A 24,354-nucleotide genomic window follows, 5' to 3' on the forward strand; every position below is an offset into this window, starting at 1 on the left:
TGATTGATTGTGTTGGAGTAAAAATAGGGAAAAATTATAATATAAATCAGCACTTATTGATCGCATACCAGGCAGCCCCTGTCAGAGCCGTCTTTTCGTTGAGGATTATTTGTACCGGAATATCTTCCAGCAGGGGTTTCATCCGGCCTTTTTCCCGGAAGGCTTTCATAAAAGCACCGTAATCAATTTTCTTTACATTTTTGGGTACAATACCGCCCCCGATGTAGATGCCGCCTGTGGCTTTCGCCTTCAGCGCCAGGTTGCCGGCTTCTGTGGCCAGGTATCGGAAGAAAATGCGCATGGTCTCCACACAAATCGCCACCGTATCACCATTTTCACTGATTTCTGCAGCTACATCATGTACGGCCATCCGGTCCAGCAACCAGCCCGGGGCATCCATATCCCTTTCTTCTTTCAGGAAGTTGAAGATATTTACAATACCAGGACCGCTTAGTACACGCTCCCAGCTGACATGACCAAATTTTCTGCGCAGGTAAACCAGCAGGTCATCATCCAGTTCTGTAATAGGAGAAAAGTCGCTGTGTCCCCCTTCTGTAGCGAAAGGGAAATAATGCGTGCCATCCCAGAATAAGCCGGCTTCACCGAGGCCTGTACCCGGCGAGATCAGGGCAATATTTCCTTTTTGCGGATGCCCTGTATGCAGAGAATGAATATCAATTTGTTCCAGGGTAGCAAGGCCATAAGCATTGGCTTCCAGGTCGTTTACAATGAAAACCGGGTGATTGTCAAACTGAGCAGACAGCTGAGCTGCATCCATTTCCCAGTGAACATTGGTGATCTTTGCTTTTCCATCCTGAACCGGGCCCGCTACGCCAAGGCAAATACGATCCGGGATAGCTTCGCTGCCGAGAAATTTTTCTATAAGGGCATTGGGGCCTTTAAAATCTTTCGTGGGGTATTTTTCTTCCTTTGTAAGGGCGAGCTTGCTGCCGTCGTATTTGTAAAGTGCCAGGTTAGATTTGGTACCGCCTATGTCAGCGGCAAGCAGGGTATGAGGTGGGTGGGTAGAAGGGCTGGAGTGGCCCGAAGATATGCCAATGGGTATCATTCGTTTTTCATTTGTTTACATAATTAAGTTAGTTTATTTTCATGGGATAGCAAACCACCACCACTTATGAACAAATTCAATTTAAGCATTGTCTTGTTGCTCTTTGCTTTCAGCCCGGCCATTGCACAACAAAAAAGTAACCTGGTTCCTGAAAACAGAATTATCAGCACATTAAAAGAGAAACCCGGCGTACACCTTTCTGCAGCAGAAGGCTCAGGAATCGCCTGGTTGAAAGATGTCAACTTTACAAACGGAACGATTGAAGTGGATGTAAGAGGAAAAAATGTAAAACAGGGCTCTTTCATCGGTGTCGCCTTTCATGGTGTATCGAAGAATGATTGCGAAGCCGTTTACTTTCGTCCTTTCAATTTCGTAGCGACAGATAGTCTAGCCCGTATGCACATGGTGCAATATGTACAGGATACCTTGTATGGATGGGAGCGATTGAGGGAGGAACATCCCGGCGTGTATGAGAATAAGCTGTCTGCACCTCCGGATCCGAATAACTGGTTTCATGTAAAGGTGGTAGTGGAAGGAACTGCTGTAAAGGCTTATGTGAATAACGTTCTTTGCCTCTCTGTGACTTCATTGAATAAAAAGAATACAGGTAAAGTAGGCCTTTGGGTAGGTAACTCTTCCGATGGCGATTTCGCGAATTTAAAAATCAGTCATCAATAAATAAGGAAGTCGCTTTTGCTGTAGGCAGAAGCGACTTCCCTGACAATTTACGATTTAGAACCTGTTGTAACCTCTCTCTAACTTAGAAGATATTTGCAATCAGCTGCAACGCACCATACTTCTTCTCCGGGTTGAACATCGCCGTAGCTGAAATAGGAACATGATATTTAAATATTGTCAAATCCCTGTTCACTGTAATCCCTGCATTCACCACGTTCGGATGATTGCCATAAAAATTCTTATCCCCGCTAAAAGAGAATCCACCACCCACAAATGCATGCACATTATATACCTCATCTGCAAACAAGACCTGGTCTACCTGCACATAATGTGAATACGCATTTGCCAGACTACTATCCGCTTTATAATAAGTATCCCTGCCCAATACAATTGTATTCCAGCTCAGTGTCAGGGGCAGCTTCATTTTCTGGAAAGTATAAGCAACTCCTACATCCACAAAGTGTGAAGTAGTTCCCTTTTTATAATCAAATAAATCAGCATTAGGATAATCACTGAAGTTGTTAATATCCCAGATCGCCGCACTAAACCCTTTATTCACATACTTCACATAGTAATCAAACTCCTTGTAATCACCTGTGAAACTGGCACCTCCCCAAAAACCTGCCTGCCAGTGACCATTCTTTGATTTAAAATACATATCCACATCAGAGATGGGGGCATTGGATACCTTAAACCCACGCCACAGGTATAAATTTCTGACCTGTAAATTCAGTCCAAACGGCTCATATTTCTTTTGAGTTGCTGTTGTATCCTTATCCTGCGCACTGACTTTTTGGACAAAGAATATCCCGCATGCAACCGTGAAGGTTGCAATCAATAACTTTTTCATGACGATTCTTATTTTAAATACATGAACAATAAAGCCGCCAGTGTTGCACCTACAGCAGGTCCCAACACCGGTATCCAGGCATAACCCCAGTCAGCACCAGCTTTTGGTTGTTTAAATGGCAGGAGTGCATGTACAATCCTTGGTCCCAGGTCTCTTGCAGGATTAATTGCATAGCCGGTAGTACCTCCCAGTGATAGGCCAATCACCCATACCAGGAAAGCTACTGGCAAAGCACCCATGGAACCCATGCCGATAGTTTGTGTGTCTCCTATTTTTGGATCGGTAAAGTAGAGGATAGTGATCAGCAGTACAAAAGTACCTATCACTTCACTGATGAAATTGCGGCCCGGGTTTCTCACGGCAGGTGCTGTACAAAACGCTGCCTGTTTGGTAGGTCCGTCTTCTGTGCGGTCAAAATGGTCTTTATAAAATACCCATACCAGGAATGCGCCAAGCATGGCTCCCAGTAACTGTGCGGCCCAGTATACACCTGCAACTGCCAGACTGATTTTTCCCAGTATTAACATTGTCAGCGTTACAGCTGGATTCAAATGCGCGCCGGTATAGGGGCCTGCTACACATACACCAACAAATACGGCCAATCCCCACGCTGTGGTTATCACAATCCATCCACCTCCATTTCCTTTCGTATCCTTCAATACCACATTTGCAACCACACCATTGCCCAATAAAATGAGCAAAGCTGTACCTATAAATTCTGCAATAAACGGTGTCATAACTTGATGATTAATTTAGTGGTGCTATTTCCTCTGAAACTATTGTGCAGGTGTTTTTCATAAACTGGTTATGGTACACATTTTTTTCAAAGTGGAATAGGTGAAATATGTTTAGTTTCAGTATAGCCTGCTCCGTAAGGTTTACGGAGTCAGGCGCTCTTCATGATTATTCGTTAGCCCAGCCTCTGGTGCGTTCTACGGCCTTCTTCCAGTCAGCCAGCAGTTTTTCAATGTTCTGACCATCCAGTTCTGGTTTGAAAGTTCTGTCAATAGACCATTGCTTTTTCACTTCATCTATATTATCCCAATAGCCTACAGCCAGTCCTGCCAGGTATGCAGCACCCAGCGCAGTCGTTTCCAGTACTTTCGGACGTACTACATTACTGCCAAAGATGTCTGCCTGAAATTGCATCAGCGCATTGTTCGCAACAGCACCCCCATCTACTCTCAGCTCGGTAGACTGTTTGCCGGAGTCAGACTCCATGCTCTTCAGCAGATCATACACCTGGAATGCAATGCCTTCCAGTGCTGCACGGGCAATGTGGCCGGCGGTTGTACCACGGGTAATACCAAAGATGGCACCACGTGCGTACTGATCCCAATATGGAGCGCCTAACCCTGTCAGCGCAGGTACAAAGTATACACCACCATTATCTTTCACAGAAGCGGAAAGTGTTTCACTGTCTGCAGAATTGTGAATGATACCCAGTCCATCGCGTAACCATTGAATAGCTGCGCCACCTACGAATACACTACCTTCCATTGCATACGTTACTTCGCCATTGATCTTCCAGGCAACAGTAGTGAGCAGGTTATTTTTGGAGTACACTGGTTTGTTGCCGGTGTTCATCAACAGGAAACATCCTGTACCATAAGTATTTTTAGCCATCCCTTCTTCTACGCACATCTGTCCAAAGAGGGCAGCCTGCTGATCACCGGCAATACCTGCAATCGGAATTTTAGATGCAAAAAGAGTCGTGGCAGTTTCGCCATATATTTCGCTGCTTTGTTTTACTTCAGGCAGCATGCTTGCTGGAATTGTGAGCAGGTCCAGTAATTCCTGGTCCCACTGCATCGTATGGATATTAAAGAGAAGCGTACGGGAAGCGTTGGTCACATCGGTGATGTGCATGTGGCCACGGGTAAATTTCCATACCAGCCAACTGTCGATCGTACCGAAACACAGTTCCCCTTTCTCTGCTTTTTCTCTTGCACCTGCTACATTGTCCAGGATCCATTTCACCTTCGTTCCGGAGAAGTAGGCATCTATCACCAGGCCGGTTTTTTCACGTATCATGTCGGTATAGCCTTTTTCCTTCAGCTCATCACAGTATTTTGCTGTGCGGCGGTCCTGCCATACGATAGCATGGTAGATAGGAGTACCAGTTTCGCGATCCCAAACCACAGCGGTTTCACGCTGGTTGGTGATACCAATGGCAGCAATATTAGTACCGTTCAGATCTGCTTTGGCGATAGCTTCTGCAGCCACAGAAGATTGGGTGGCCCAAATTTCGTTTGCATCATGTTCCACCCATCCAGGTTGTGGAAATATCTGTTCAAAAGGTTTCTGGGCAATCGCTTTGATTTCCCCGTTGTGATCGAAAATAATAGCGCGTGAAGACGTGGTACCCTGGTCGAGGGCCAGGATGAATTTTTCGTTCTTGTTCATACCTCAGTTTTTTAATTTTGTTCCAAAGAGCGGATAGCATATCTACCGCCTACTCCCCTGGGGGGAAACCTGATTTTGTTCCAATGAAGCGGGTAGCTAATTCCCCGCTTTACTCCCTTCGGGGATACTCTAAAATTGTATAAGTATAACGTGGTGGGTATACGCTGAATTAATTCAGCGTATATCCCTTCGCAAGTGTTTCAAAATCTTTAAGCTCTGCCTGAATCCAGGCGGCATCTCTGTTTAATTCTCTGGCCATTAATTGTGCTACGACTGGTGCAGCAGCAATCGCTGCGTGTACATCCAGGAAGAGTAAGCGAAGACGGCGTCCCAGCACATCTTCCACACGACGGGCATACTCATTCCGGATCGCCCAGATTACCATTGCTTTATTGTATGGGAAGTTAGGCACAAGCAGCTCTCCAAGCGAATGATCTTCAGCAACCAGTTTATTGATAGCAGTCATATCTGCACCATAAAAACGCAGGGGATCATTCTCATCGCTCGTTTGTACATAACCGTGAATAGGCAGGTGTTCAGTCTTACATTCCTTTGCACTCAATACACCTGTTTCAATTGCTTTATCAATTGTATCCTGTGCCATCCTGCGGAAGGTAGTCCACTTACCACCGGTAATGGTAATCAGGCCGGATTCAGATACAATGATTTTATGACTACGTGATATTTCTTTTGTTTTAGCACCATCTTTACTAGGTGCAGCCAGTGGACGTAAACCGGCAAATACCGCCAGCACATCCTTACGGGTTGGCTTTTTTACCAGGTACTTTGCAGCTGTGTTGAGAATGAACTCAATTTCCTGCTCCAGGGCATGTGGTTCCAGTTCCGGATGATCCCGCAGGGTATCTGTTGTACCCACGATCAGTTTGCCATGCCAGGGCACAGCAAATAAAACGCGGCCGTCGTCAGTTTCAGGAATCATGAGTGCATTGTCGCCAGGCAAAAAAGAATGATCCAGGGTGATGTGTACTCCCTGGCTGGGACGAACCATGTGTGGAGCATCGGGGCGATCCATGTGCAATATGTTGTCAACATACACGCCGGTAGCATTGATCACTACTTTACCATGAGCTTCGTAAGTATTACCTGTTTCGATGTCTTTCGCAACAATCCCATTCACTTTCTTATTGTTATCTTTCAATAAGCCTGTTACTTTAACGTAGTTCAGCACAGTCGCTCCATTTTCGATGGCGGTCTGTGCTACATTCAGTGCCAGGCGGCTGTCGTCAAACTGGCCGTCATGGTATACGACACCACCTTTTAGCCCTTCCTGCCTGATAGTAGGCAGCGCTTCGATGGTTTTCTTTTTATTAATATATTTAGAAGCACCCAGGCTTAACTTACCTGCCAGCAGGTCGTAAAATTTCAGACCGATGGTATACTTGATGTTATTAAACAAGGAGTAATTCGGAATAACGAAAGTTTCGTTTTTAGTGAGGTGAGGTGCATTTTTCAGTAACAACCCTCTCTCATGGCAAGCTTCTCTTACCAGTCCGAGATCTCCCTGCGCCATATAGCGCACACCACCATGCACCAGTTTGGTAGCCTTGCTCGAGGTCCCTTTCGAATAGTCTGCCTGCTCTACCAGCAGGGTTTTATACCCCCTGGTGGCAGCATCCATCGCGATGCCAAGACCCGTTGCGCCGCCGCCGATAACAATAACATCCCATGACTTGGTGGAGGACAGGTCCGATATTAACTGCATTCTGTTCATAAAGTAAGGAGTTTAAAGCAAAAGAAACTTTCTAAAGGTTTCTTTTGCTTGTATAAAGGTGTTTCGTTTTGTTATTATTTCCAAATTTTTCTTTGGATTTAAGCTTTTTTTAGGAAAAAAGTCAACCTTGTATTACTTTTCAGTTACTATTTTACCAATTTAATACCAAGCCAGAGTTATGAAATTCGAATCTATGGCACAGCGGCATGCCTATATCCTGGAACGGCTGCAGACGGAGGGGAATGTGAGGGTGGCCGATTTGTTTGAGGCATTGGATGTTTCAGCTGTGACAATCCGTAAGGATCTGAAAATGTTGGAGGACAAGAAGTTATTGTTTCGTACACATGGAAATATAAGCAGGGCGAACCCCTATACAAAAGATAGGAACGTAAACGAAAAAGAAAACATCCTGGCTGACCAGAAGACCCGCATTGGCAAGCGGGCCGCGGAAATGATTGAGCCGGATGACGCTATTATAATTGCTTCGGGCACAACCGTATTACAGGTAGCGAAAGCTATTCCCGAGGAGCTACGGGTAACCGTGCTTACCTCGGCAATGAATATTTCTATGGCATTGCTGGACAAACCCAATATTGAGATTGTTCAGCTGGGAGGGATCGTGCGTAAGACATCTACTTCTGTAACGGGTACTTATGCCGAAGGAATCCTGGATCATTTTACCTGCAGTAAATTGTTCCTGGGGGTAGACGGGATCGATATGGAACAAGGGTGTACTACATCCAATATGATGGAAGCACTACTCAATAAAGCCATGATCCGTACTGCCCAGAAGACCATCATCGTGACTGATTCTTCGAAGTTTGGCAAGCGGGGATTTGGAAAGATTTGCCCTTTGGGCGATATAGATCAAATTATTACAGATGATGGAATTAGTCCTGCAATGATGCGGGACCTTGAAAACATGGGGGTAGAAGTAATTATTGTTTAGTGAGTATTCCGGTAAGTAGATCCTGGTTATGGATGACAATAATCTAAGCGTTATTTTATCTTTCTATAACATTAAAAAAAAAGGCTTTTGCACCAGCAAAAGCCTTTTTTTAATGATGAAGGCCAACCCGGGAAGGTGGCCTTCTATTGCGTTGCTTCCCGCTCTGATTCGGGTTGCTGCTTTGTCGTAAAAAGAGGGTTAACAAACGACGAAAGCTATATAATTGCCCAATGGTTCAGGGCAAGTGTGGTTATTATGAGGAACTATCTCGTTACCAATGAATGCTGAGGGCTTGCATAGGAGAAGGAGGTTTACATAATATGTATCACTCCATCTTTTGAAATATTATAAGTCACTTCTTTAGTGTCTGTTAATTGTTGTAATAAGTGGCTAATTGGCTTGCTCTTATCCAGTATTACACCCATGAATTTCTTACCGGCTGCAGATTTTTCTACGATGATCTTAACTTTCATATTCCTTCCTGCTACTTCTGCAATTTTTTCGATAGTGACATTGTCAGGGAATACGATAATACCATCCTTCCAGCTCAGCACTTCATCTGCTTCAAATGTATTGACAGCAATTTGATTCGCATCGATGGTGGCGGCTTTACCAGGGGTAAGGAGTGTTCGGCTTTCGCCTTCTGCTACCTGCACGCTACCCTGTACAAGTGATATCCTTGCAATCCCGCTATCGTAGGTGTTGACATTAAATTCAGTACCCAATACTTCTACCTCCCTGTTGTAAGGAAGATGGACAATGAAGGGCTGACCTGCCTTCGGGGAGACTTTTACATAAGCTTCTCCATCTATACTGATTTCCCTTTTTGCCCCATCAAATTTCAACGGGAAGGAGAGGCGGGAAGTGTTATTTAATAAGACTTCTGACCCGTCATCCAGTATGACTTTATAATTGTTTTTACCCCTTGGCACGGTCAATACGCCCAGATCGTGAGTAGTACTGTTCAAAGAGCTAAAAGTAAGCGAACCGGTTTCCGGATGAAATGCAACGCCATTCACATTGGTGGCTGCATTGTTTTCCAGGTTTATTTCCTGCTGGCCTATTTTTAATAAAATGTTTTTACCATCTTCCCAGGAAGCCAGGGCGGTTGATTGTTGCGATGTCAATAAATAATATGACAAGCCACCAACAAGTCCAACTGAACTGGCTGCTGCGGCAAATACCCGGATATACCGGTTGCGCACGCGCCTTTTGGCTTTGGAGATTAATTCTTCAGCTGAAACACTGCCAATAGCATGAACGGCAATATTTTCACTTTCCATCTCCTCACGAATCTCCTCATACAGGGCCTGAAGCTCCGGCCGGTCGATCATCAACTTGTCCAGTTGAATTTTCTCGTCCGGTGTGATCGTTCCCAGTATGTCTGCCACGATCAATGTCTGTATGTCAATAGCTTCCAGATCCATAGTTGATATAATTATAGACAAACCTAAAATCCAAAAAGTATGAGTGGAGGAAAAAAATTATTTTAACTGTAGTTTATTGCGGATAATCTTCAGTGAGGAGTACAATTGAGTCTTGACAGTATTGATAGAAATACCTTCTATTTTAGCCACTTCCTTGTGCGGACGGCCTTCTATATATACCATTTCCACTGTTCTGCGGCTTTTGTCAGGCAGTTCCTGCATAAGCCGGGTGATGTCATCGAGTTGTTCGCTATCAGGTTTTTCGCCGGACTGAGCGGCTGTATGCATCGCAGAGTACTGCTGATTACGTTTCGTCAGGTTAGTATCATGCTTTATTTTATTCATACAGCAATTTTGAGCCATACGGGTAAGGTATCCCCTTAATGCTGTGTTCACTGCTATATCTTTTCTTTTATTCCACAGGGTAATAAAAACTTCCTGTGTTACATCTTCCGCATCATGAGTATTACGCAGAATGCGAAAGGCAGCAACGAACACATCCCTGCGATAGTTGTTGTATATCTCAGCGTATGCGGGTTCGTTTCCTTCTTTAATAAGCTGAAACAGCTTAACGTCCTGCTCTTGTATTATCATGTTTCGGATTTTATTACGCGATTACATATCCTGACTGCTCTGGTACATTAACTGATTAATTGGGGGTTTGTTTAGTGGAATTATTTAACAGCAAAAATACTTAAATTTTTAGAATGTCATAATGAGTGTAAAAATGATTAAATTTCCACGCAGATTATCATACTTTTTGGCAGGCAGAATTGTCTTTAATGCCCCAGTGATGTTGTCCAAATTATCAACTGATCCCTGCCAGGAAGGTCCCGTATTAATATGAAAAAAATTTTTGCGGCAAATGGTGCTGGTTACTTGGTACTATGCCTCCTATTCTTACTGAGAGCTAGCATACCAACGAGCGCACAAACTCCAGGACCGACTGATGTGAATGGGATCTTGAATAAGAGGATGGATCTCACAGTGTCCAATAAATCGTTAAAAGCCATACTTAAGCTGATCACTTCCTCGACCGGCTTACGCTTCGTTGCTTCCACAAGTCAGCTGGATGTATCCGAACATTATTCTATCTCAGTCAAAGATTTTTCAGTTTCACAAATATTGTTTGAATTGCTTGGCAGACAGGGTTTTACCTGGACTGTCAGAGGCAATCAGGTGGTGTTTAGCCGGTCAGGGCCTTTGACTAAATTTCCTCCGAATTCGATTGCAAAAATAAGTTCCAGTAAAATGAATGTCATAACAGGTATTGTGATGGATGAGAAGGGGGAGATTTTACCAGGAGCAACAGTACGTATCAGTGGGTCTAATCTGGGTGCAACGACAGATGAGACGGGAAGGTTTTCTTTCATGACAGAGCAGGAAAATTTGGTGCTTCACACAACTTATACGGGTTATACTTCAATAGAGACGGTGGTGAGTGGAAATGATTCGATCCGGATCAAATTAGCATTGGCGAATAATGTGTTGGATGAAACAGTGGTGATGGCGTATGGTTTGACAACGAGGAGAACGAATACAGGGAGTATTGGAAAAGTTTCTTCCTCAGAGATCTCCCGTCAGCCAGTGGCTAATATTCTGGGAGCGCTGGAGGGGCGTATACCTGGACTGGCCGTGATACCTTCGAGTGGAGTGAATGGAACGAGTTTTTCTGTGCAGATCAGGGGTAGGAACTCGTTTGCAAATGGATCTGATCCTTTGTATATAATTGATGGGGTGCCTTATATTTCAAGTAAAAGAATTAACCTCCTGGGATCGATTGCCGTACAGAGTTTTGATGCAGGAGGGATAAGTCCTTTTAACAACCTCAATAAAGAAGATATAGAAAGTATTGAAATACTGAAGGATGCAGATGCAACAGCCATTTATGGAAGTCGTGGTGCCAACGGAGTGATCTTGGTTACTACCAGGCGAGGGAAAGAAGGTAATGCTTCTCTGCAATTAAAATTGAGTCAGGGAATAGGAACGGTGCCCGGTTTGGGAAATTTATTGTCAGGAGACGAGTATATGGCGATGCGGAAAGAGGCCTTTGCCAATGATGGGATTACACCGGATAACCAGGAAGGGAGTGCAGGGTATGCGCCGGATTTGCTGATTTGGAACCAGGCAAGACATCAGGATTGGCAAAAGTTGATTCTTGGTGGAACAGCCAAAATATCGACTTTTAATATAGCCCTGGTTGGCGGGAATAAGGTGCTTCAGTATAGGTTGAGCGGAAGTGTGTTAAATGCAACGTCGGTATTTCCGATTGATATGCCATATCTGAGAGGTACGGGCGATCTGTCTCTTACCTACCATTCTAAAAATAAAAAACTAGGTATTGATATCGTTGCAAATTATGGGAAAGACAGGAATCGTATCTTTTCGGGCACCCTATTGAGTACTTTGGCACCTTCTAATGCTCCGGGACCAAGGGACGAAAATGGAAAACTGGTGTGGCAGGAGAATGGAGCAGAACTGGATAATCCGTTGGCAGAATTGTATAAAAAATATACTATTAAGACAGGGAATTTACTGTCAAGTATGAAATTGGGATATAAGATTGTGGATAGTTTGAACTTCATTTTATCTGCCGGTGTGAATAGATATAGAGACAACGAAAATTCACAGATTCCATCAATATCCAAAAATCCAGGTACGGATTCAGCATCTAATGGTTCGGCTAAATTCGGTACACAGGAGATTAAAAGTTATATCATAGAACCACAACTGGATTATACAAATACATTTGTTTTTGGTAAGATTAACGCGTTGATAGGAACCACATGGCAATATAGTTCAAATACCAATATGGTATTGGATGGAAACGGGTACACAGATGACAGTAAATTAAGTGATTTGTCCGCCGCCCCGGTTACAGCTTTATCAAGTCAATATTCGTCAAAGTATAAATATGCGGCGCTTTTTGGTCGTTTAATTTATAATTATCAGGACCGGTATATCCTGAATTTTTCCGCAAGAAGAGATGGCTCAAGCAGGTTTGGCCCGGGAAAAAGATGGTCGAATTTTGGCTCTGTAGGTGGAGCATGGTTATTTGCCAACGAAGATTTTGTAAAGAACAATTTAACATTTCTCTCTTATGGAAAACTGAGGGGCAGTTACGGTATCATTGGTAATGACCAGATTGGAGATTATAAGTACCTGGATACATGGTCGTCTAATGTTAATCCCAATATTTACCAGGGTATTATTCCATTGACACCTGATGCATTATTGAATACAAATTTTTCATGGGAGAGGAATAAGAAAATGGAAACAGCTATTGAGCTGGGTTTTTTAGATAATAAATTACTTACAACATTTGCCTTTTTTAATAGCACAAATGATAAACAAATTATTGCCTACAGGTTGCCGGCGCAAACCGGATTTATGAACGTAATTAAAAATGAAGGAGTAGTTGTGAAAAATTCAGGATGGGAATTTGACATGACTGCTGAAGTTGTAAGGCAAAGGCATTTTAACTGGAGAATTAATGCCAATATAACATTTCCCAAAAACAGGTTAATTAAATTCCCCGATCTGGAAAATTATAATTATTCACAAAATTTCTCTGTAGGTTATTCGCTCAACTTACTGAAACGCTATCGTAATATAGGTGTGGATAAAACTGATGGACTGTATAAATTCGAAGATCTTGATAAAGATGGAACTTTGAGTGATAAGGATTATCAAAACGTAGGGGACCTGGATCCCAAATTTTATGGAGGTATCGGAAATTCTTTTCAATGGAAAGGACTCAGGCTGGATATCTTCCTGACATTTAGGAAGCAAACCGTCCCTAATTATTTTTTCGCGATTTTTACTAATAATATGCCTCCCGGTAAATTATTCAATCAATCTAAATGGGTATTAGACAGATGGCAACATTCCGGTGATCAAACGAATGTACAGCGTTATGTAACCAGCGATATCATAAATGGAGCTTTGCAAAGTTTCAATGTCTGGTATTCTGATGCTGTTTATGAGAATAACTTTTATCTGAAAGTTAAAAACATTTGCCTTTCTTATTCCTTGAGTGGAACCGTTTTAAAGAAAATGAGATTGTCCGGTTTAAGATGTTATTTACAAGGACAAAATCTAGTAACATTCACTAACTATAAAGGCATAGATCCGGAAACTCCATATTATTTTTCTTTACCAGTATTAAGGATCCTAACGGTAGGATTAGACATTGTTTTTTAATAAATTCCATACAATGAAAGTATGTATTGCTGTACTGCTTACAATCTTGATCATAAGTTGTAATAAATTGATTGACGTGGGCGACCCCGGTAATAGTGTAATTGGAAAGAAAGTTTTTTCCCATGACACATCGGCATTATCTGCTGTCAGTGGTATTTACTCTAAGATTATGGTGTCCTTTCCAAACATATTGAATGCGGGTATATCTATTTGTGCAGGCCTGTCGGCAGATGAAATACAGCCGAACAACTCCGGGAATAGCATGACAGAATTTTATACTAATACCATTTCTACTCAAAGCTCCTTTAATAGAATTTATTTATGGTATTACGGATATACATTAATTTACCAGACAAATGCTTGTATTGAAGGTATAGTCAATAGTAATAAACTGTCTGAAGATGTAAGTAATCAATTGTTGGGAGAAGTGTATTTTTTCAGAGCACTGATATATTTTCAAATGATCCAACTGTATGGGAATGTACCTTTAGTAGTATCTACGAACTATGAAGATAATGCCAGATTAAAGCGGACGGAAACTAACGTAATCTTTTCGCAAATAAAGGAAGACCTGCTAAAGGCAAGCGGTTTACTCAGCGAAAATTATCCAAGTAATGGCAGGGTAAGAGTGAATAGGTGGGCTTCTAAGGCTTTGTTGGCAAAAATATATTTATATGGTGGCGATTGGATAGATGCTGAAAGCGCTTCCGGACAGGTAATTAATGCAGGCCCTTATTTGCTGGAAAAGGATTTTAATCGTGTATTTCTTTATGATAGCAAGGAAGCCATTCTGCAATTGCTGCCTACCGATAATGGTTATAATACGTCAGAAGCTGCTCAATTTGTTCCCAATCCCAGTGGTACCTCCTTACCGCAGTATTCCTTGACAGCATATTTGCTGAACACCTTTGAACCTGGAGATAAAAGGTTCATTAACTGGATAGGTAAGAAAACGGTTAATGGAATCACCTATACATTTCCCTACAAGTATAAGGTAAGACCCAATTTTGGGCCTACTTTCGCAGTAACTGAGTACAACATGGTACTTCGTCTTGCCGAACAATACCTCATTCGGGCAGAAGCAAGAGCTCATTTAAGTAATTTGACCGGAGCCATAGCAGATATTGATAGTATTAGGAAGAGAGCTGGATTGCCTTTAATTGCGGTTACAAATCCAGGCATCACTTACAATGAATTGTTATTAGCCATTCAAAAAGAAAGAATGGTAGAATTATTCACTGAATGGGGCAATCGCTGGTTTGATCTCAAACGGACCCAAACAGCAGTAAGTGTATTAGCGAACAGGAAAGCCGGATGGCGGGATGTGGATACCCTATACCCGGTTCCCGAGGCAGAAATAAAACTGAATCCTAACCTGATTCAAAATCCTGGATATAATTAATCAAAAGCACCTGTGGACCAACCACAGGTGCTTTTAACTAGTGAATTATTAAATTAATTTGATCTGGTTGCTATCAAGTTAGCATTGTCTTTTGCCTTTAAGCAAAATACCCCAGTGCCGGGACAGTTGTTTTCAGCCTGAGCTGTCGTTCCATATAAAACAGTAGTTCCCCCCGCAGTAATCCAATAGTGATTATCCGCCCTTACATCCGGTTTTGCCTTCATTGCATAAGCTGCTCCCACACCAACTAAAGCAGCCAATGCTGCAAATGCTAATTTAAGTTTGTTCATAAGATTAAATGTTTAAAGTGACAGAAAAAAACGCTCAAGCTGGAATTAGCATCAGACATACCTATCCCTTCCGTAATTACTTACGAATGTGATAGTCATTCCAATCTAATACACTTTTATTGGTTACCGGGAGAATGCTTTTGTATTCCTTATCAGCAAAAGAGCAATGGCACCTGCCAATACAAAAAATAAATTAAAATAAAGATGCTGTACCCACGTGAACTGAACAATGGCACCACCACATGAGCAAGGTATCTCTCCAAAATATCTTAACTCTATCAGAATAATATAACCCGTAAATAATATCATCATACCCGTCGCTATCTTCAAACCCATAAACCGGGTCTTATCTAAACTCAACAACAATGATACAATTACCTCAGTAAAAGGGATCCCCCATATCAACAGGGGCAGAACTTGAGGAGGAAACGGCTGCTTATGCATCTGAGAGACGAATACATTAAACTCCATCCACTTACTCACAGCCGCATACACAAACATTGTAATGAACAGCAGGCATACTGCATTAAAGACCAGCATTCTAGTTTTCATAGTCTATTTTTATACCAGTTCTATGTTCTCCGGTATGTCGCCTGTCTTTAGTATAGTTATTATTGAGGAAAGAGACGGTCTGTTGGCAGGGTCAGGGTCCAGACATAGAATAATTACATCCAATAACTTTGCTTCCAGTCCAGCATTAACCAGCGCATTGTAAATATTCCCTGAAAAACTCTCCTGATCAACCGGATTTAAAATCATATATGCTAAAACAACCCCTATTGAATAAATATCATCTTCTGGTGCAGGTTGCTCCCCCTGCCGCTGCTGAGGCGACATGAACATAACCGTGCCATAACCAAACGGTGGATCAGGTGTGCCTGCCGGCATATAGTATGCTAACTCAAAATCCAGCAGGTAAACAGTATCTCCCCGGATAATAAAATTATTAACCTGTATATCCCGATGCAAATATCCTAGTTCATGTAATCGTTTAATGCTTTCCGTTATCTGAAGAAAATATCCCAGAATTTTTACTTTGTCAGCTAACTCAATTTCCCGCCAGATGCGATCCCGGTATATACCCTTCAACCGATCCGGCAATAATTGACCATTAATATAACTTGTCACTAAATAATGATCCTCCCCCTTACTACAAAAATCAATGACCTGCGGTACAGGTAGCTCATGTTGTATTTGCTCCAGTACAGATTTTTGCCAGAATAACTTATGTGCAGACTCCCTTCCGTACCTGTCTATAAATGAAGCAGCTCTCGCCTGCTTAATAATACAATGTGTAAATGAAAACTGCTTTATATTGACCCCAAGATAAATGTCTCCCTTTGGATTAAACCGCAATAATTTAACAGGTATATAATACTTCCCGATAATTCCCTTACGCCGCTTATTACGGTAAACTGCTGGTATATGATACGATACACCCGAATCCAAAGCCGTATATAACACTTTGCCTATACGAAGACTCTCATAAGGTGTAATTCCCATAAATGATACCGTTACCCTCTCCAGGTCATGGGCCAGTTGCCGGGCCTGTTTCGCATGCAGTGGATAAATTACAATCACCTTGCCCGCATCTTTTGCCCCCATCGTCAAACCATTACTCTGATCCACCAGCCTGTCATTTTTCAACAGGCGGAAAGATACCGCATGCACCTTCAAAACAGGTAATACCTGATGCAATAAAGATTGAGCCTGCTGAGAGAGCACGGAGATAAATAAAGTGTAATTATTCCGCAATTCACAATTGCCAACTTCCAGCCAATGCTCACATTCCTGGTAAGGTATACCATATAATGTCAGATCATTTGCAAAGTCTTTTACTTCATGTGTACTCAAAGGATACCCATTATTCAGTTGAAAAACTGACATACCATTCTAATGTCTAAGCTTGTTATGTAATTGCAGTCTATAATTAGTTATTCATTTGCCTGCGTACGCTTACAAGCATTTATATAGTAGTTTTAAATATCACGGATATAAGAATAAAATACACGTCGTCCTCTGAGTATAATAAATCTGAGTACAATAATTAAGCTCTTTCCTCTCCCCAAATTAAAAAATTAGTCGAAAGACCAATTGTATGGAATGTATAACAGACACTAATTTAAAAAGTTCATGTATTTTATGAAAATTTTTTTAACAAATAGTTCTTTACCATAATATATGTATTTATCTAATTTGCCTAAGCTGTAGGGGTTTTTGAAGCATCGCCTGCTAACAGACAGGAATACACCCTTTTATATAATGTTATCTTGATCCACTGCTATTTGATCTCAGTTGCCGCTATATATTATTTAAAAGGTCACTTAAGCGCCGTTGGACCTTAAGTGACCTTTGTCAATCTTAATGTAAAAGCCAAATTATAGTGACAGTATAGTTACATCAACACTTCTGTGGCTATAATTCCCAAAAACTCATGGATAAGTCCGGAGGGCCAGGTCAATCATCATCCCTGTCGTGACCGGCTACCTTTACAATTTTGTTGTAGATACCCAGCAATAAAAAGGGTGCCGCCCATTGCCCGATAAATAAACTTGTATGCCTTTTCCTGACACACTGTAATGCCAGCGAAACCCCCATGGCTGCAATTGCAGCCACCAGGAAAGTAGTTGAAGGCACTTTGGAAGTTTGCTTTTCTATGATTTCCGTTGTCTTGCCTTCTTCAAAGGCTGCGTTCAGATTTTCCATATAAATAAGTTTTTCTTATTCTGTAGGAAATTTGTGCCAATGGCGTGGCATAGTTTTGACACCATTGTTTCAATAACTCAAAATTTTATGAAGACACTTCATTTTTTGTTCTTGTGCTGTGCATGCGGTACTCTTACATTCACCTCATGCGATGATGATGACAATGATACCAATGTGAATCTCTCCTCCCGGGACCAGACTTTCATGACAAAGGCAGGTTTTAATAATAAAGCTGAAATTGTGGCCGGGGCAGTAGCCGATTCTATGGGCATGGATTCTACCGTACGCATGTATGGAAATATGATGGTGGATGATCATACCACCGCCTACAACGAACTTGCAGGTTATGCAAATAGCTGGAACGTAAATATTCCACAGCAACCTGATTCCATACATATGGCAAAGACAGCCTACTTGCGTTCGCTCTCAGGACACAGTTTTGACACTGCATACATCAATGCCCAGATCAAAGATCATATTGAAACGATTGCATTATTCCAACAGGAAGCAGATAGCTCTTCTATGACACAATTAAAGGCATATGCAGGAAAATATCTGCCGAAATTAAAAATGCACCTGCAAATGGCAGATAGTATAGCTGCGGTGCTCAACGCCGAATAATTAAATTATAGCCATATGGAAGACCTGCATCAAATAGTTAATAAAAAACGCACTCATTGCACCATTCTGGCTCTTATCAGTTTACTCCTGATCGCTATCCTGATTACTTACGCTGCTGTGCTGGTTAGCTCTTTCAGATAAGCAATGGAGATAAACCTGGTATACCTTTTAAATTCCATAGATGTCCTCTGGATTGGGTAACTTCCCGGAGGTTTTATCTAATAAAATTAAGGAGCAGCCTTTTTTTAAAGGTTGCTCTTATCCATTTAAATCACTTCCTCAACTGCGTAGGCGGAAAACCAAATAACTTTTTAAAAGCATAACTAAAATGCGACAAATCCTCAAATCCCACTTCAATATAAACATCAGAAGGCCTTTGCCCCTCCTTGTCAATTAAAAAATATGCTTCCCGCAATCGCTTCTGCACCAACCATCGCCCGGGTGTATCATTAAACACCCTTTTGAAATCCTGCTTAAATGCAGTCAGACTCCTGCCCGTTAGATAAGCAAAGCGCTGTATCGCTACATTGAAACGGAAGTTCCTGTTCATATAAGACTCCAGGTCTATTTTAGAAGGTATGCCAAAATCAAAAAGAATATTCTCTAAGCCCTCATTCGATTTCAACAGAATCGTTAATAATCTTTCCCTGGTTGTATCATCCTCCTGTTCAAGAAACAACCGTGGAATAAAATCCGTTTTATTCAGAAGGAGAAAGACATCATTAGAAACATAATTGCTACTCACCACACCATACTTTTGCTGGTATGTTCTTAAAAATGCCTCATCAAAGATCACAACGATCTTTTCAAATACATCATCTTCCTTTTGCTTATTATACCTGGCCAGGTTATTTTTCCGGACAATGCAATATTGACCAGGTAATAAAGTGTAGCTTTTATGTCCATCAAACCCCTGCATTTTCCCCTTTAGCAAATAAATAAAGATGTGTTCCGGGATAAATGCTTCAGGTGAAATATGAGGACCAATATAGCAGGATTTGATCTGATCTATTTTCATGAACATAACCAAATTTACTTAATCGCTCCGTACTTAATCAAACTTTCTGCCGATGCTAATATCGCTATCTCATTACTCCGTGGCTTCCATCCCAATACCGAAATCGCTTTTTGATTACTCGCCTTCCTGTTCACTCCCAGCATCGGTGCCAGCGCCTTCGCCTTTTGATTTCCTAAAAACGCCGCCAGCCTTACCTTCCAGTCCGCCAATGGCTTTGTGGATATTTGGCCGCCAATCGCCGGCATCTTCTCCTTAATCAACCCCGCTATCTGCATGAGACTCATCGTACCACCCGCCAGCGCCAGAAATCGCTCTCCATTCGCCTTCGGACTAAGCATTGCCCTGATGTGCAAATCCGCTACATCCCTTACATCCACAATCCCAAGATCCAGGTTTGGAATCGCCTTCATTCCCCCATTCATCATATTGCGTAACAATTCAAAGCCACTGGACAAATCAGGACCCAACGAAGGTCCAAAAATCCCCATCGGATTTACCGTACAGAACTCAAGACCATTGCCCTGCTCACGTATGAACTGCCAGGCTGCCCTTTCTGACATGACCTTCGATTTATTATATGCAGAGAGCCCTTTCTCATTCGGATCTGTGTAATCCTTTTCCGTAATTAATGTGGCAGGATCCCTATGACTATACCCTACCGCACCGAAATTACTGGTCATCACCACTCTTTTCACACCCGCATCTCTTGCAGCCTTTAACACACGAAGTGTCCCATCTACCGCCGGCCGGATCATTTCCTCCGGATCCTTAGGTACCCTCAAATAAATAGGAGACGCTACATGCAGCACATATTCACAATCCGCTACTGCATCTGCCCAGTGCTGATCGGATGTAAGGTCGGCAGTGATAAACCGAATATGCTGTAAATCGCTGATACCTCCGGTTCGGAGCATATCCAGCACCTTATCTTTCTTATCGGGTGTACGAATGGTGGTTTTCACAGCATAACCCTGCTGTAATAGTTGAAGCATACAATGACTGGCTACGAATCCTGTGCCGCCGGTGACAAGTACCTGTTGCATCCTTTTTTTAAATACAAAGGTCAGCGGAAACAGGGTAGGCGACTTTGTTAAAAAGTCATTTTTGAAAAATTAAGGGGCAGGCTCATCGACCCGCCCCTTTTATTAGAAGTTATTACTTTTTCACTATCGTCTTCGTCGTCCGCACCCCGTTCGCCTCAATATTAATCAAATAAGCCCCCTGCGGCAATGCAGATATATTTAGTGTCTCACCAGGCCGTACCACTCTTGCCGGCATCACCTGCCTGCCCAATAAATCAAATATTGTCACCCTTGCCTGTTGCGCATTAAATTGCAAATGCACATCATTCGAAGTCGGGTTCGGATAAATGACCACCTTTGTAGCAGCCGTCGTCACCTGTTTACTGGCCGCAAGCGTAGTATTACTAAACGCGCTTGCATACAACTGATTTGTAGGAATAATCTCCTTTACCTGTGAATCACTGGACCATGACAGCTTTGCATTTGCACCACCATAATCTTCAAAATATTCCATCTTAAAATCGTACTGCTGACCAGCCGTCAATGCAATAGTACCACTGTATTCAATATCCCAGTCATTCATCCACTTATCTATCACCAGCTGGTTATTTATCCACAGCCGCCTGCCATTATCACTTGTAATATAGAAAGTATAAGTACCTGAATAACGCGGCTCAATTTTACCTGTCCAGCGAATAGATGTGTGATCTATTGTAAGTCCAGGAGCAGGCGCACCCTCTCCCCAGTCAAAGTTAATATTCGGATCAATCCTGGATAACTTCAGCGTATCAAAGTTCATCCCGTTATAATAATTACCCGTCAGGCCATTCCCATTTCCAACACTTACACCTTTGTACAATTGCCACCTGGATGATGACTGCCCCGTATCCGTTCTTTGCACCAGCCTGGCTTCTGCAGCAGTGCTTTCATTTTCTGTAGAGATCACCTTTCCACTCAGCACATTGATAAACTTATAATAACCACTATCCGCTGCCACTGCTATGAATTGCTGGTTGCTGGCATGTTGGTCCGCATATTGCCAGATATATGCATTGTCCGCCGTACTGGAATTAGCTACATCCAGCACCCTGGCACTATGATAAGCCGTGATGGAATAAATACCATCTCCAATATGCTTCAGGGTAAATGTCTGGTTCGCAGCACCCGTCGGAGTCCATAATTGCAGACTGGCACCATTGCCCACACCACCCAGGCCACCACGTACATCCATGTAATAATTGCTCTTTACATTTCTCATTGTATAAGACCCTGCCAGTGTTGTCACACCGTTGGCTCGTACCCGTAATGAACTCAGTTTATCATTCCAGCTGTTCAGGAAACTGGTATCCCGGGTCAGCACCAGACTATCGCCACCAAAGTCGTCATTCCAGTAAATGACGGCCTGATAACCTTTGGCAATTTTCACAGAAGTAACTTCATCGTTATTAATTCCCTTCAGGTTCAGACCAGGCAGTTTATATGCACCTATATTGAACCCCGCATGGAAACCACCATAATTCACATCCTGGTACAAAGTAACCGGTCCGGAGCTGGTATCGGGCCTGCTGAATAATTGAGCCGCAGGCACAATCTGCCTGGATTGTGAAGCACTTTCCCAGGAAAGATGACAGAACGCATCACCCATACCTTCGCCATATTGTAATTCAATATTGTATTTCTGTCCGGCGGTAAGTGCAATAGTTCCCGTGCGGGTATAAGCGCCCTGTGTTTCATAATCATCGATGAGGGTCTGCCCGTTGACAATGAGCTTCACACCGTCATCTGCATAACAGGAAAAAGTATATGTCTCAGAATATAATGGCTGGATCTGCCCTGACCATTTTACTGAGAAATTGTTATAACCCAGGTACTGACTGTTAGGCGAAAGATCCGCCCAGTCTGCATCGATGCGCTGGTTGAACAAGGTATACTTCAGGGTATCCTGGTGATACCCGCTATAAAAGTCCGCACGCAGGCCATTGCCCTGTCCTGCGTTAAGACCTTTGATATTCTTGCGGATCAGCCATACAAATTCATCAGGAGCTACCACACGAACATTACTATTCAGCCGGTTGATACAATCAATTACATCGTCGACACTCCTGTCCCATACATGCACGGAAATCAGGCTGTATCCATCCTGTGAGTTGATATTTGTGGATGCAGCATTCAGCGTATTGGCCAGCGAAGCAGGGGAGGACAAGGTACCCCATAATGTATACCGGCCCCCAATAGACGGTTTATCCTTATACCAGTCAATCTGCCCGGCCCTGCCGGTATAATTGGCTCCATAGCTGTAATAGAAAAGTGCATCTATATTATCCTGCTTCAGGTAAGGTGCAGGATCGTTGTCGCTATCATCGGCATCAATGATGTTTACAATACGGAGATCCGCCTGCTTCATATACTTATTGAGCAGGTTACATTCTGTTGTGAGGTCAGCATCCGGCATGCGGCCGGGAAAGAAATAGCCCCTGCCTGAAGGCCCGGCGATGAGTACATTACGGCCATCAGGTGTGGTCAGACAATTGTCTACATATTTCTCGTACATAAGCGGAGCAGCTTCAGACAAGGAAGGTGAAATAGTCCAGCCAAGATTCACGTGACCCCGGTTAGGATTGGCCCAGTTACCGGTATTATCTGAAGTACCCAGCAGCCATTGCAGGTTATCGCCATCCGTGATCACAAAACATACAGTATGCACATTCGGTACTACTTCATAAGGTTTGATCGCCGGCTTTTGTTGAAAACCATCTTTCTTGGGCGGAATCTGTGACAGGGCAGACATATTCGGTGCCCAGTCAGACGGCAGGATCAGGGAAGAGTGCAGGGACAATTGCTCTACTGTATTGTACTCGGATGGTCCCCAGCCAAAGTAAGCAGCACCTTTGTTCATACGATTATACACGCTGTTAGCCAGTACACCATTCACGGTATCTGACCAGAACTGGAAGGCTTTGCTATAACTGGAGAAGTCACCCATAAAATAGACCCTGTCATCAGAACTTTGCTGGTAAGTAGCCACGTTCCTGCTGAAAAGACTGCCATAATTGGCAAGCACCCAGGCCTCGTCATGGCTGGTGACATCCAGTAATTTTGTGAGCCCGGCGCTGATAGCTTCCTGCTCAATGTCTGTCGGAATAGCCACTGCATTCATCACACCGGCCAGTGAGATGGCTGCATTCGTTGATTTGTCTTTGGGATTGCAAAGGATGTAACCGGCAAGGCGATTGGCATAATGTGCCAGCAAACCGGGGAAGTTGTTGTAGTAAGTGGTATTTGTCTTGATACCGGCGTTTTCCACGAGGGCCCGGTGCCCATACGTGTCCCTCAGTATTTCAGGTTTCGTCTGGGCAATGACACCCTGTAGGGTTTGCAACGCCACTTTCTCAGAGTTGGACATGTTTTCTGAGGTGATAAAGAGGCTATCGGGTACAGCAGATAGCGTGAACGGACTTCCGGCTACACGGGGCGGTTTACGTTGTGCCTGTGTAGAAAGTACGGATAGCAGAATTACCAGGGGGAGTAGGTAATGTGTTTTCATAATGGAACGGGTTTTTATTGGAAACAAGAGTACTTGGATTCATGGTGTGGAATAATGGGTAGATCGTGGAATTGGGTTATTTTCTTTTACAGCACAAACCTAAGATATGTTATGTTAGGGAAATTTGCAAGACATTGATTTGGTAGTGTATCAATTTGAATTAATTCAGCCGGCCGCAGGCACTTCCCCAATACCCCGAGAGTTATGTAGGTGACTCTCCGGGTATTTGGCGGTTTTTAAAAGAAAAATGAAATTGATACACAATCATTGATTATTGTATTTGGTACTTGGCATTTTATTGATAAATTTGTTGCGATTGCAATAGATCGTAAACGACCTGGATGATTGTCATGAATGTAAACCCATTCTTCTTATAAATATTAAATCCCTACTATGAAATTAATTTTTTTGATTTTGGCCTTTGTATGCTCATTTGC

Annotated in this window: 19 protein-coding genes; 5 read left to right on the forward strand and 14 right to left on the reverse strand. The window is 42.7% G+C overall.

Annotated elements, in window-relative coordinates; genetic code table 11:
* Positions 1–46 precede the first annotated feature (46 nt).
* Complete coding sequence (glk, locus tag DXN04_RS05465) at positions 47–1,069, reverse strand: glucokinase (RefSeq protein WP_116852268.1); 1,023 nt, start codon at positions 1,067–1,069, stop codon at positions 47–49.
* 66 nt (positions 1,070–1,135) lie between these two features.
* Here glk and DXN04_RS05470 point away from each other — a divergent pair, with 66 nt between their 5' ends.
* The gene (locus DXN04_RS05470; RefSeq protein WP_116852269.1) at positions 1,136–1,747 is read left to right on the forward strand and encodes a family 16 glycoside hydrolase; all 612 of its coding nucleotides are present in this window, start codon (positions 1,136–1,138) and stop codon (positions 1,745–1,747) included.
* Between the two features lie 82 nt (positions 1,748–1,829).
* Here DXN04_RS05470 and DXN04_RS05475 read toward each other — a convergent pair whose 3' ends face one another.
* The 4 genes from DXN04_RS05475 to DXN04_RS05490 form a co-directional block, all read right to left on the reverse strand.
* Positions 1,830–2,597 (reverse strand): hypothetical protein, encoded by a 768-nt coding sequence (locus DXN04_RS05475; protein ID WP_116852270.1) that lies wholly within the window; start codon positions 2,595–2,597, stop codon positions 1,830–1,832.
* Between the two features lie 8 nt (positions 2,598–2,605).
* Entirely contained in the window at positions 2,606–3,334 is a 729-nt protein-coding gene (locus DXN04_RS05480) for an MIP/aquaporin family protein (protein ID WP_116852271.1), read from the reverse strand.
* Between the two features lie 166 nt (positions 3,335–3,500).
* Positions 3,501–5,003, reverse strand: coding sequence for a glycerol kinase GlpK (gene glpK / locus DXN04_RS05485; protein ID WP_116852272.1), 1,503 nt, complete (start codon positions 5,001–5,003; stop codon positions 3,501–3,503).
* Positions 5,004–5,172: 169 nt separating this feature from the next.
* Positions 5,173–6,735: a glycerol-3-phosphate dehydrogenase/oxidase gene (locus DXN04_RS05490; RefSeq protein ID WP_116852273.1), complete on the reverse strand. Its 1,563-nt coding sequence runs from the start codon at positions 6,733–6,735 to the stop codon at positions 5,173–5,175.
* Positions 6,736–6,913: 178 nt separating this feature from the next.
* Here DXN04_RS05490 and DXN04_RS05495 point away from each other — a divergent pair, with 178 nt between their 5' ends.
* The gene (locus DXN04_RS05495) at positions 6,914–7,684 is read left to right on the forward strand and encodes a DeoR/GlpR family DNA-binding transcription regulator (protein ID WP_116852274.1); all 771 of its coding nucleotides are present in this window, start codon (positions 6,914–6,916) and stop codon (positions 7,682–7,684) included.
* 311 nt (positions 7,685–7,995) lie between these two features.
* Here the strand turns inward: DXN04_RS05495 and DXN04_RS05500 are convergent, their stop codons facing one another.
* Both DXN04_RS05500 and DXN04_RS05505 read right to left on the reverse strand, forming a co-directional pair.
* The gene (locus DXN04_RS05500; RefSeq protein WP_116852275.1) at positions 7,996–9,111 is read right to left on the reverse strand and encodes a FecR family protein; all 1,116 of its coding nucleotides are present in this window, start codon (positions 9,109–9,111) and stop codon (positions 7,996–7,998) included.
* A gap of 57 nt (positions 9,112–9,168) precedes the next feature.
* Positions 9,169–9,705, reverse strand: a complete 537-nt coding sequence (locus DXN04_RS05505; RefSeq protein ID WP_116852276.1) for an RNA polymerase sigma factor — start codon at positions 9,703–9,705, stop codon at positions 9,169–9,171.
* 657 nt (positions 9,706–10,362) lie between these two features.
* On the opposite strand from DXN04_RS05505, the gene DXN04_RS05510 reads away from it, so the two are divergent.
* A complete protein-coding gene (locus DXN04_RS05510) occupies positions 10,363–13,314 on the forward strand; it encodes a SusC/RagA family TonB-linked outer membrane protein (RefSeq protein WP_158568859.1) in 2,952 nt (983 codons plus the stop codon).
* Between the two features lie 13 nt (positions 13,315–13,327).
* Positions 13,328–14,716, forward strand: coding sequence for a RagB/SusD family nutrient uptake outer membrane protein (locus DXN04_RS05515; protein WP_116852278.1), 1,389 nt, complete (start codon positions 13,328–13,330; stop codon positions 14,714–14,716).
* A 53-nt stretch (positions 14,717–14,769) separates the two neighbouring features.
* On the opposite strand, the gene DXN04_RS05520 is transcribed toward DXN04_RS05515, so the two are convergent.
* From DXN04_RS05520 to DXN04_RS05535, 4 genes are all read right to left on the reverse strand, one after another.
* Positions 14,770–15,006 (reverse strand): hypothetical protein, encoded by a 237-nt coding sequence (locus DXN04_RS05520; RefSeq protein WP_116852279.1) that lies wholly within the window; start codon positions 15,004–15,006, stop codon positions 14,770–14,772.
* Positions 15,007–15,129: 123 nt separating this feature from the next.
* Positions 15,130–15,558 (reverse strand): MauE/DoxX family redox-associated membrane protein, encoded by a 429-nt coding sequence (locus tag DXN04_RS05525; RefSeq protein ID WP_147319843.1) that lies wholly within the window; start codon positions 15,556–15,558, stop codon positions 15,130–15,132.
* Positions 15,559–15,567: 9 nt separating this feature from the next.
* Entirely contained in the window at positions 15,568–16,893 is a 1,326-nt protein-coding gene (locus DXN04_RS05530) for a serine/threonine protein kinase (RefSeq protein WP_116852281.1), read from the reverse strand.
* A 570-nt stretch (positions 16,894–17,463) separates the two neighbouring features.
* The gene (locus DXN04_RS05535; RefSeq protein WP_116852282.1) at positions 17,464–17,712 is read right to left on the reverse strand and encodes a hypothetical protein; all 249 of its coding nucleotides are present in this window, start codon (positions 17,710–17,712) and stop codon (positions 17,464–17,466) included.
* An 87-nt stretch (positions 17,713–17,799) separates the two neighbouring features.
* On the opposite strand from DXN04_RS05535, the gene DXN04_RS05540 reads away from it, so the two are divergent.
* On the forward strand, positions 17,800–18,333 hold the full coding sequence (locus DXN04_RS05540) for a DUF4142 domain-containing protein (protein WP_158568861.1): 534 nt from the start codon (positions 17,800–17,802) through the stop codon (positions 18,331–18,333).
* A gap of 271 nt (positions 18,334–18,604) precedes the next feature.
* Here DXN04_RS05540 and DXN04_RS05545 read toward each other — a convergent pair whose 3' ends face one another.
* From DXN04_RS05545 to DXN04_RS05555, 3 genes are all read right to left on the reverse strand, one after another.
* Entirely contained in the window at positions 18,605–19,351 is a 747-nt protein-coding gene (locus DXN04_RS05545; RefSeq protein ID WP_116852441.1) for a helix-turn-helix domain-containing protein, read from the reverse strand.
* A 14-nt stretch (positions 19,352–19,365) separates the two neighbouring features.
* The gene (locus DXN04_RS05550; protein WP_116852284.1) at positions 19,366–20,394 is read right to left on the reverse strand and encodes an SDR family oxidoreductase; all 1,029 of its coding nucleotides are present in this window, start codon (positions 20,392–20,394) and stop codon (positions 19,366–19,368) included.
* 112 nt (positions 20,395–20,506) lie between these two features.
* Positions 20,507–23,917: a PA14 domain-containing protein gene (locus DXN04_RS05555; protein ID WP_116852285.1), complete on the reverse strand. Its 3,411-nt coding sequence runs from the start codon at positions 23,915–23,917 to the stop codon at positions 20,507–20,509.
* Positions 23,918–24,354: the final 437 nt, after the last annotated feature.

The sequence above is a fragment of the Chitinophaga silvisoli genome (assembly GCF_003412465.1).
Taxonomy (GTDB): Bacteria; Bacteroidota; Bacteroidia; order Chitinophagales; family Chitinophagaceae; genus Chitinophaga; species Chitinophaga silvisoli.

Excerpts from the sequence above, each read along its gene's own strand:
- glk (WP_116852268.1), bottom strand. The coding sequence starts at position 1,069 with ATGATACCCATTGGCATATCTTCGGGCCACTCCAGCCCTTCTACCCAC.
- DXN04_RS05470 (WP_116852269.1), top strand. The coding sequence starts at position 1,136 with ATGAACAAATTCAATTTAAGCATTGTCTTGTTGCTCTTTGCTTTCAGC.
- DXN04_RS05475 (WP_116852270.1), bottom strand. The coding sequence starts at position 2,597 with ATGAAAAAGTTATTGATTGCAACCTTCACGGTTGCATGCGGGATATTC.
- DXN04_RS05480 (WP_116852271.1), bottom strand. The coding sequence starts at position 3,334 with ATGACACCGTTTATTGCAGAATTTATAGGTACAGCTTTGCTCATTTTA.
- glpK (WP_116852272.1), bottom strand. The coding sequence starts at position 5,003 with ATGAACAAGAACGAAAAATTCATCCTGGCCCTCGACCAGGGTACCACG.
- DXN04_RS05490 (WP_116852273.1), bottom strand. The coding sequence starts at position 6,735 with ATGAACAGAATGCAGTTAATATCGGACCTGTCCTCCACCAAGTCATGG.
- DXN04_RS05495 (WP_116852274.1), top strand. The coding sequence starts at position 6,914 with ATGAAATTCGAATCTATGGCACAGCGGCATGCCTATATCCTGGAACGG.
- DXN04_RS05500 (WP_116852275.1), bottom strand. The coding sequence starts at position 9,111 with ATGGATCTGGAAGCTATTGACATACAGACATTGATCGTGGCAGACATA.
- DXN04_RS05505 (WP_116852276.1), bottom strand. The coding sequence starts at position 9,705 with ATGATAATACAAGAGCAGGACGTTAAGCTGTTTCAGCTTATTAAAGAA.
- DXN04_RS05510 (WP_158568859.1), top strand. The coding sequence starts at position 10,363 with ATGAATGTCATAACAGGTATTGTGATGGATGAGAAGGGGGAGATTTTA.
- DXN04_RS05515 (WP_116852278.1), top strand. The coding sequence starts at position 13,328 with ATGAAAGTATGTATTGCTGTACTGCTTACAATCTTGATCATAAGTTGT.
- DXN04_RS05520 (WP_116852279.1), bottom strand. The coding sequence starts at position 15,006 with ATGAACAAACTTAAATTAGCATTTGCAGCATTGGCTGCTTTAGTTGGT.
- DXN04_RS05525 (WP_147319843.1), bottom strand. The coding sequence starts at position 15,558 with ATGAAAACTAGAATGCTGGTCTTTAATGCAGTATGCCTGCTGTTCATT.
- DXN04_RS05530 (WP_116852281.1), bottom strand. The coding sequence starts at position 16,893 with ATGTCAGTTTTTCAACTGAATAATGGGTATCCTTTGAGTACACATGAA.
- DXN04_RS05535 (WP_116852282.1), bottom strand. The coding sequence starts at position 17,712 with ATGGAAAATCTGAACGCAGCCTTTGAAGAAGGCAAGACAACGGAAATC.
- DXN04_RS05540 (WP_158568861.1), top strand. The coding sequence starts at position 17,800 with ATGAAGACACTTCATTTTTTGTTCTTGTGCTGTGCATGCGGTACTCTT.
- DXN04_RS05545 (WP_116852441.1), bottom strand. The coding sequence starts at position 19,351 with ATGAAAATAGATCAGATCAAATCCTGCTATATTGGTCCTCATATTTCA.
- DXN04_RS05550 (WP_116852284.1), bottom strand. The coding sequence starts at position 20,394 with ATGCAACAGGTACTTGTCACCGGCGGCACAGGATTCGTAGCCAGTCAT.
- DXN04_RS05555 (WP_116852285.1), bottom strand. The coding sequence starts at position 23,917 with ATGAAAACACATTACCTACTCCCCCTGGTAATTCTGCTATCCGTACTT.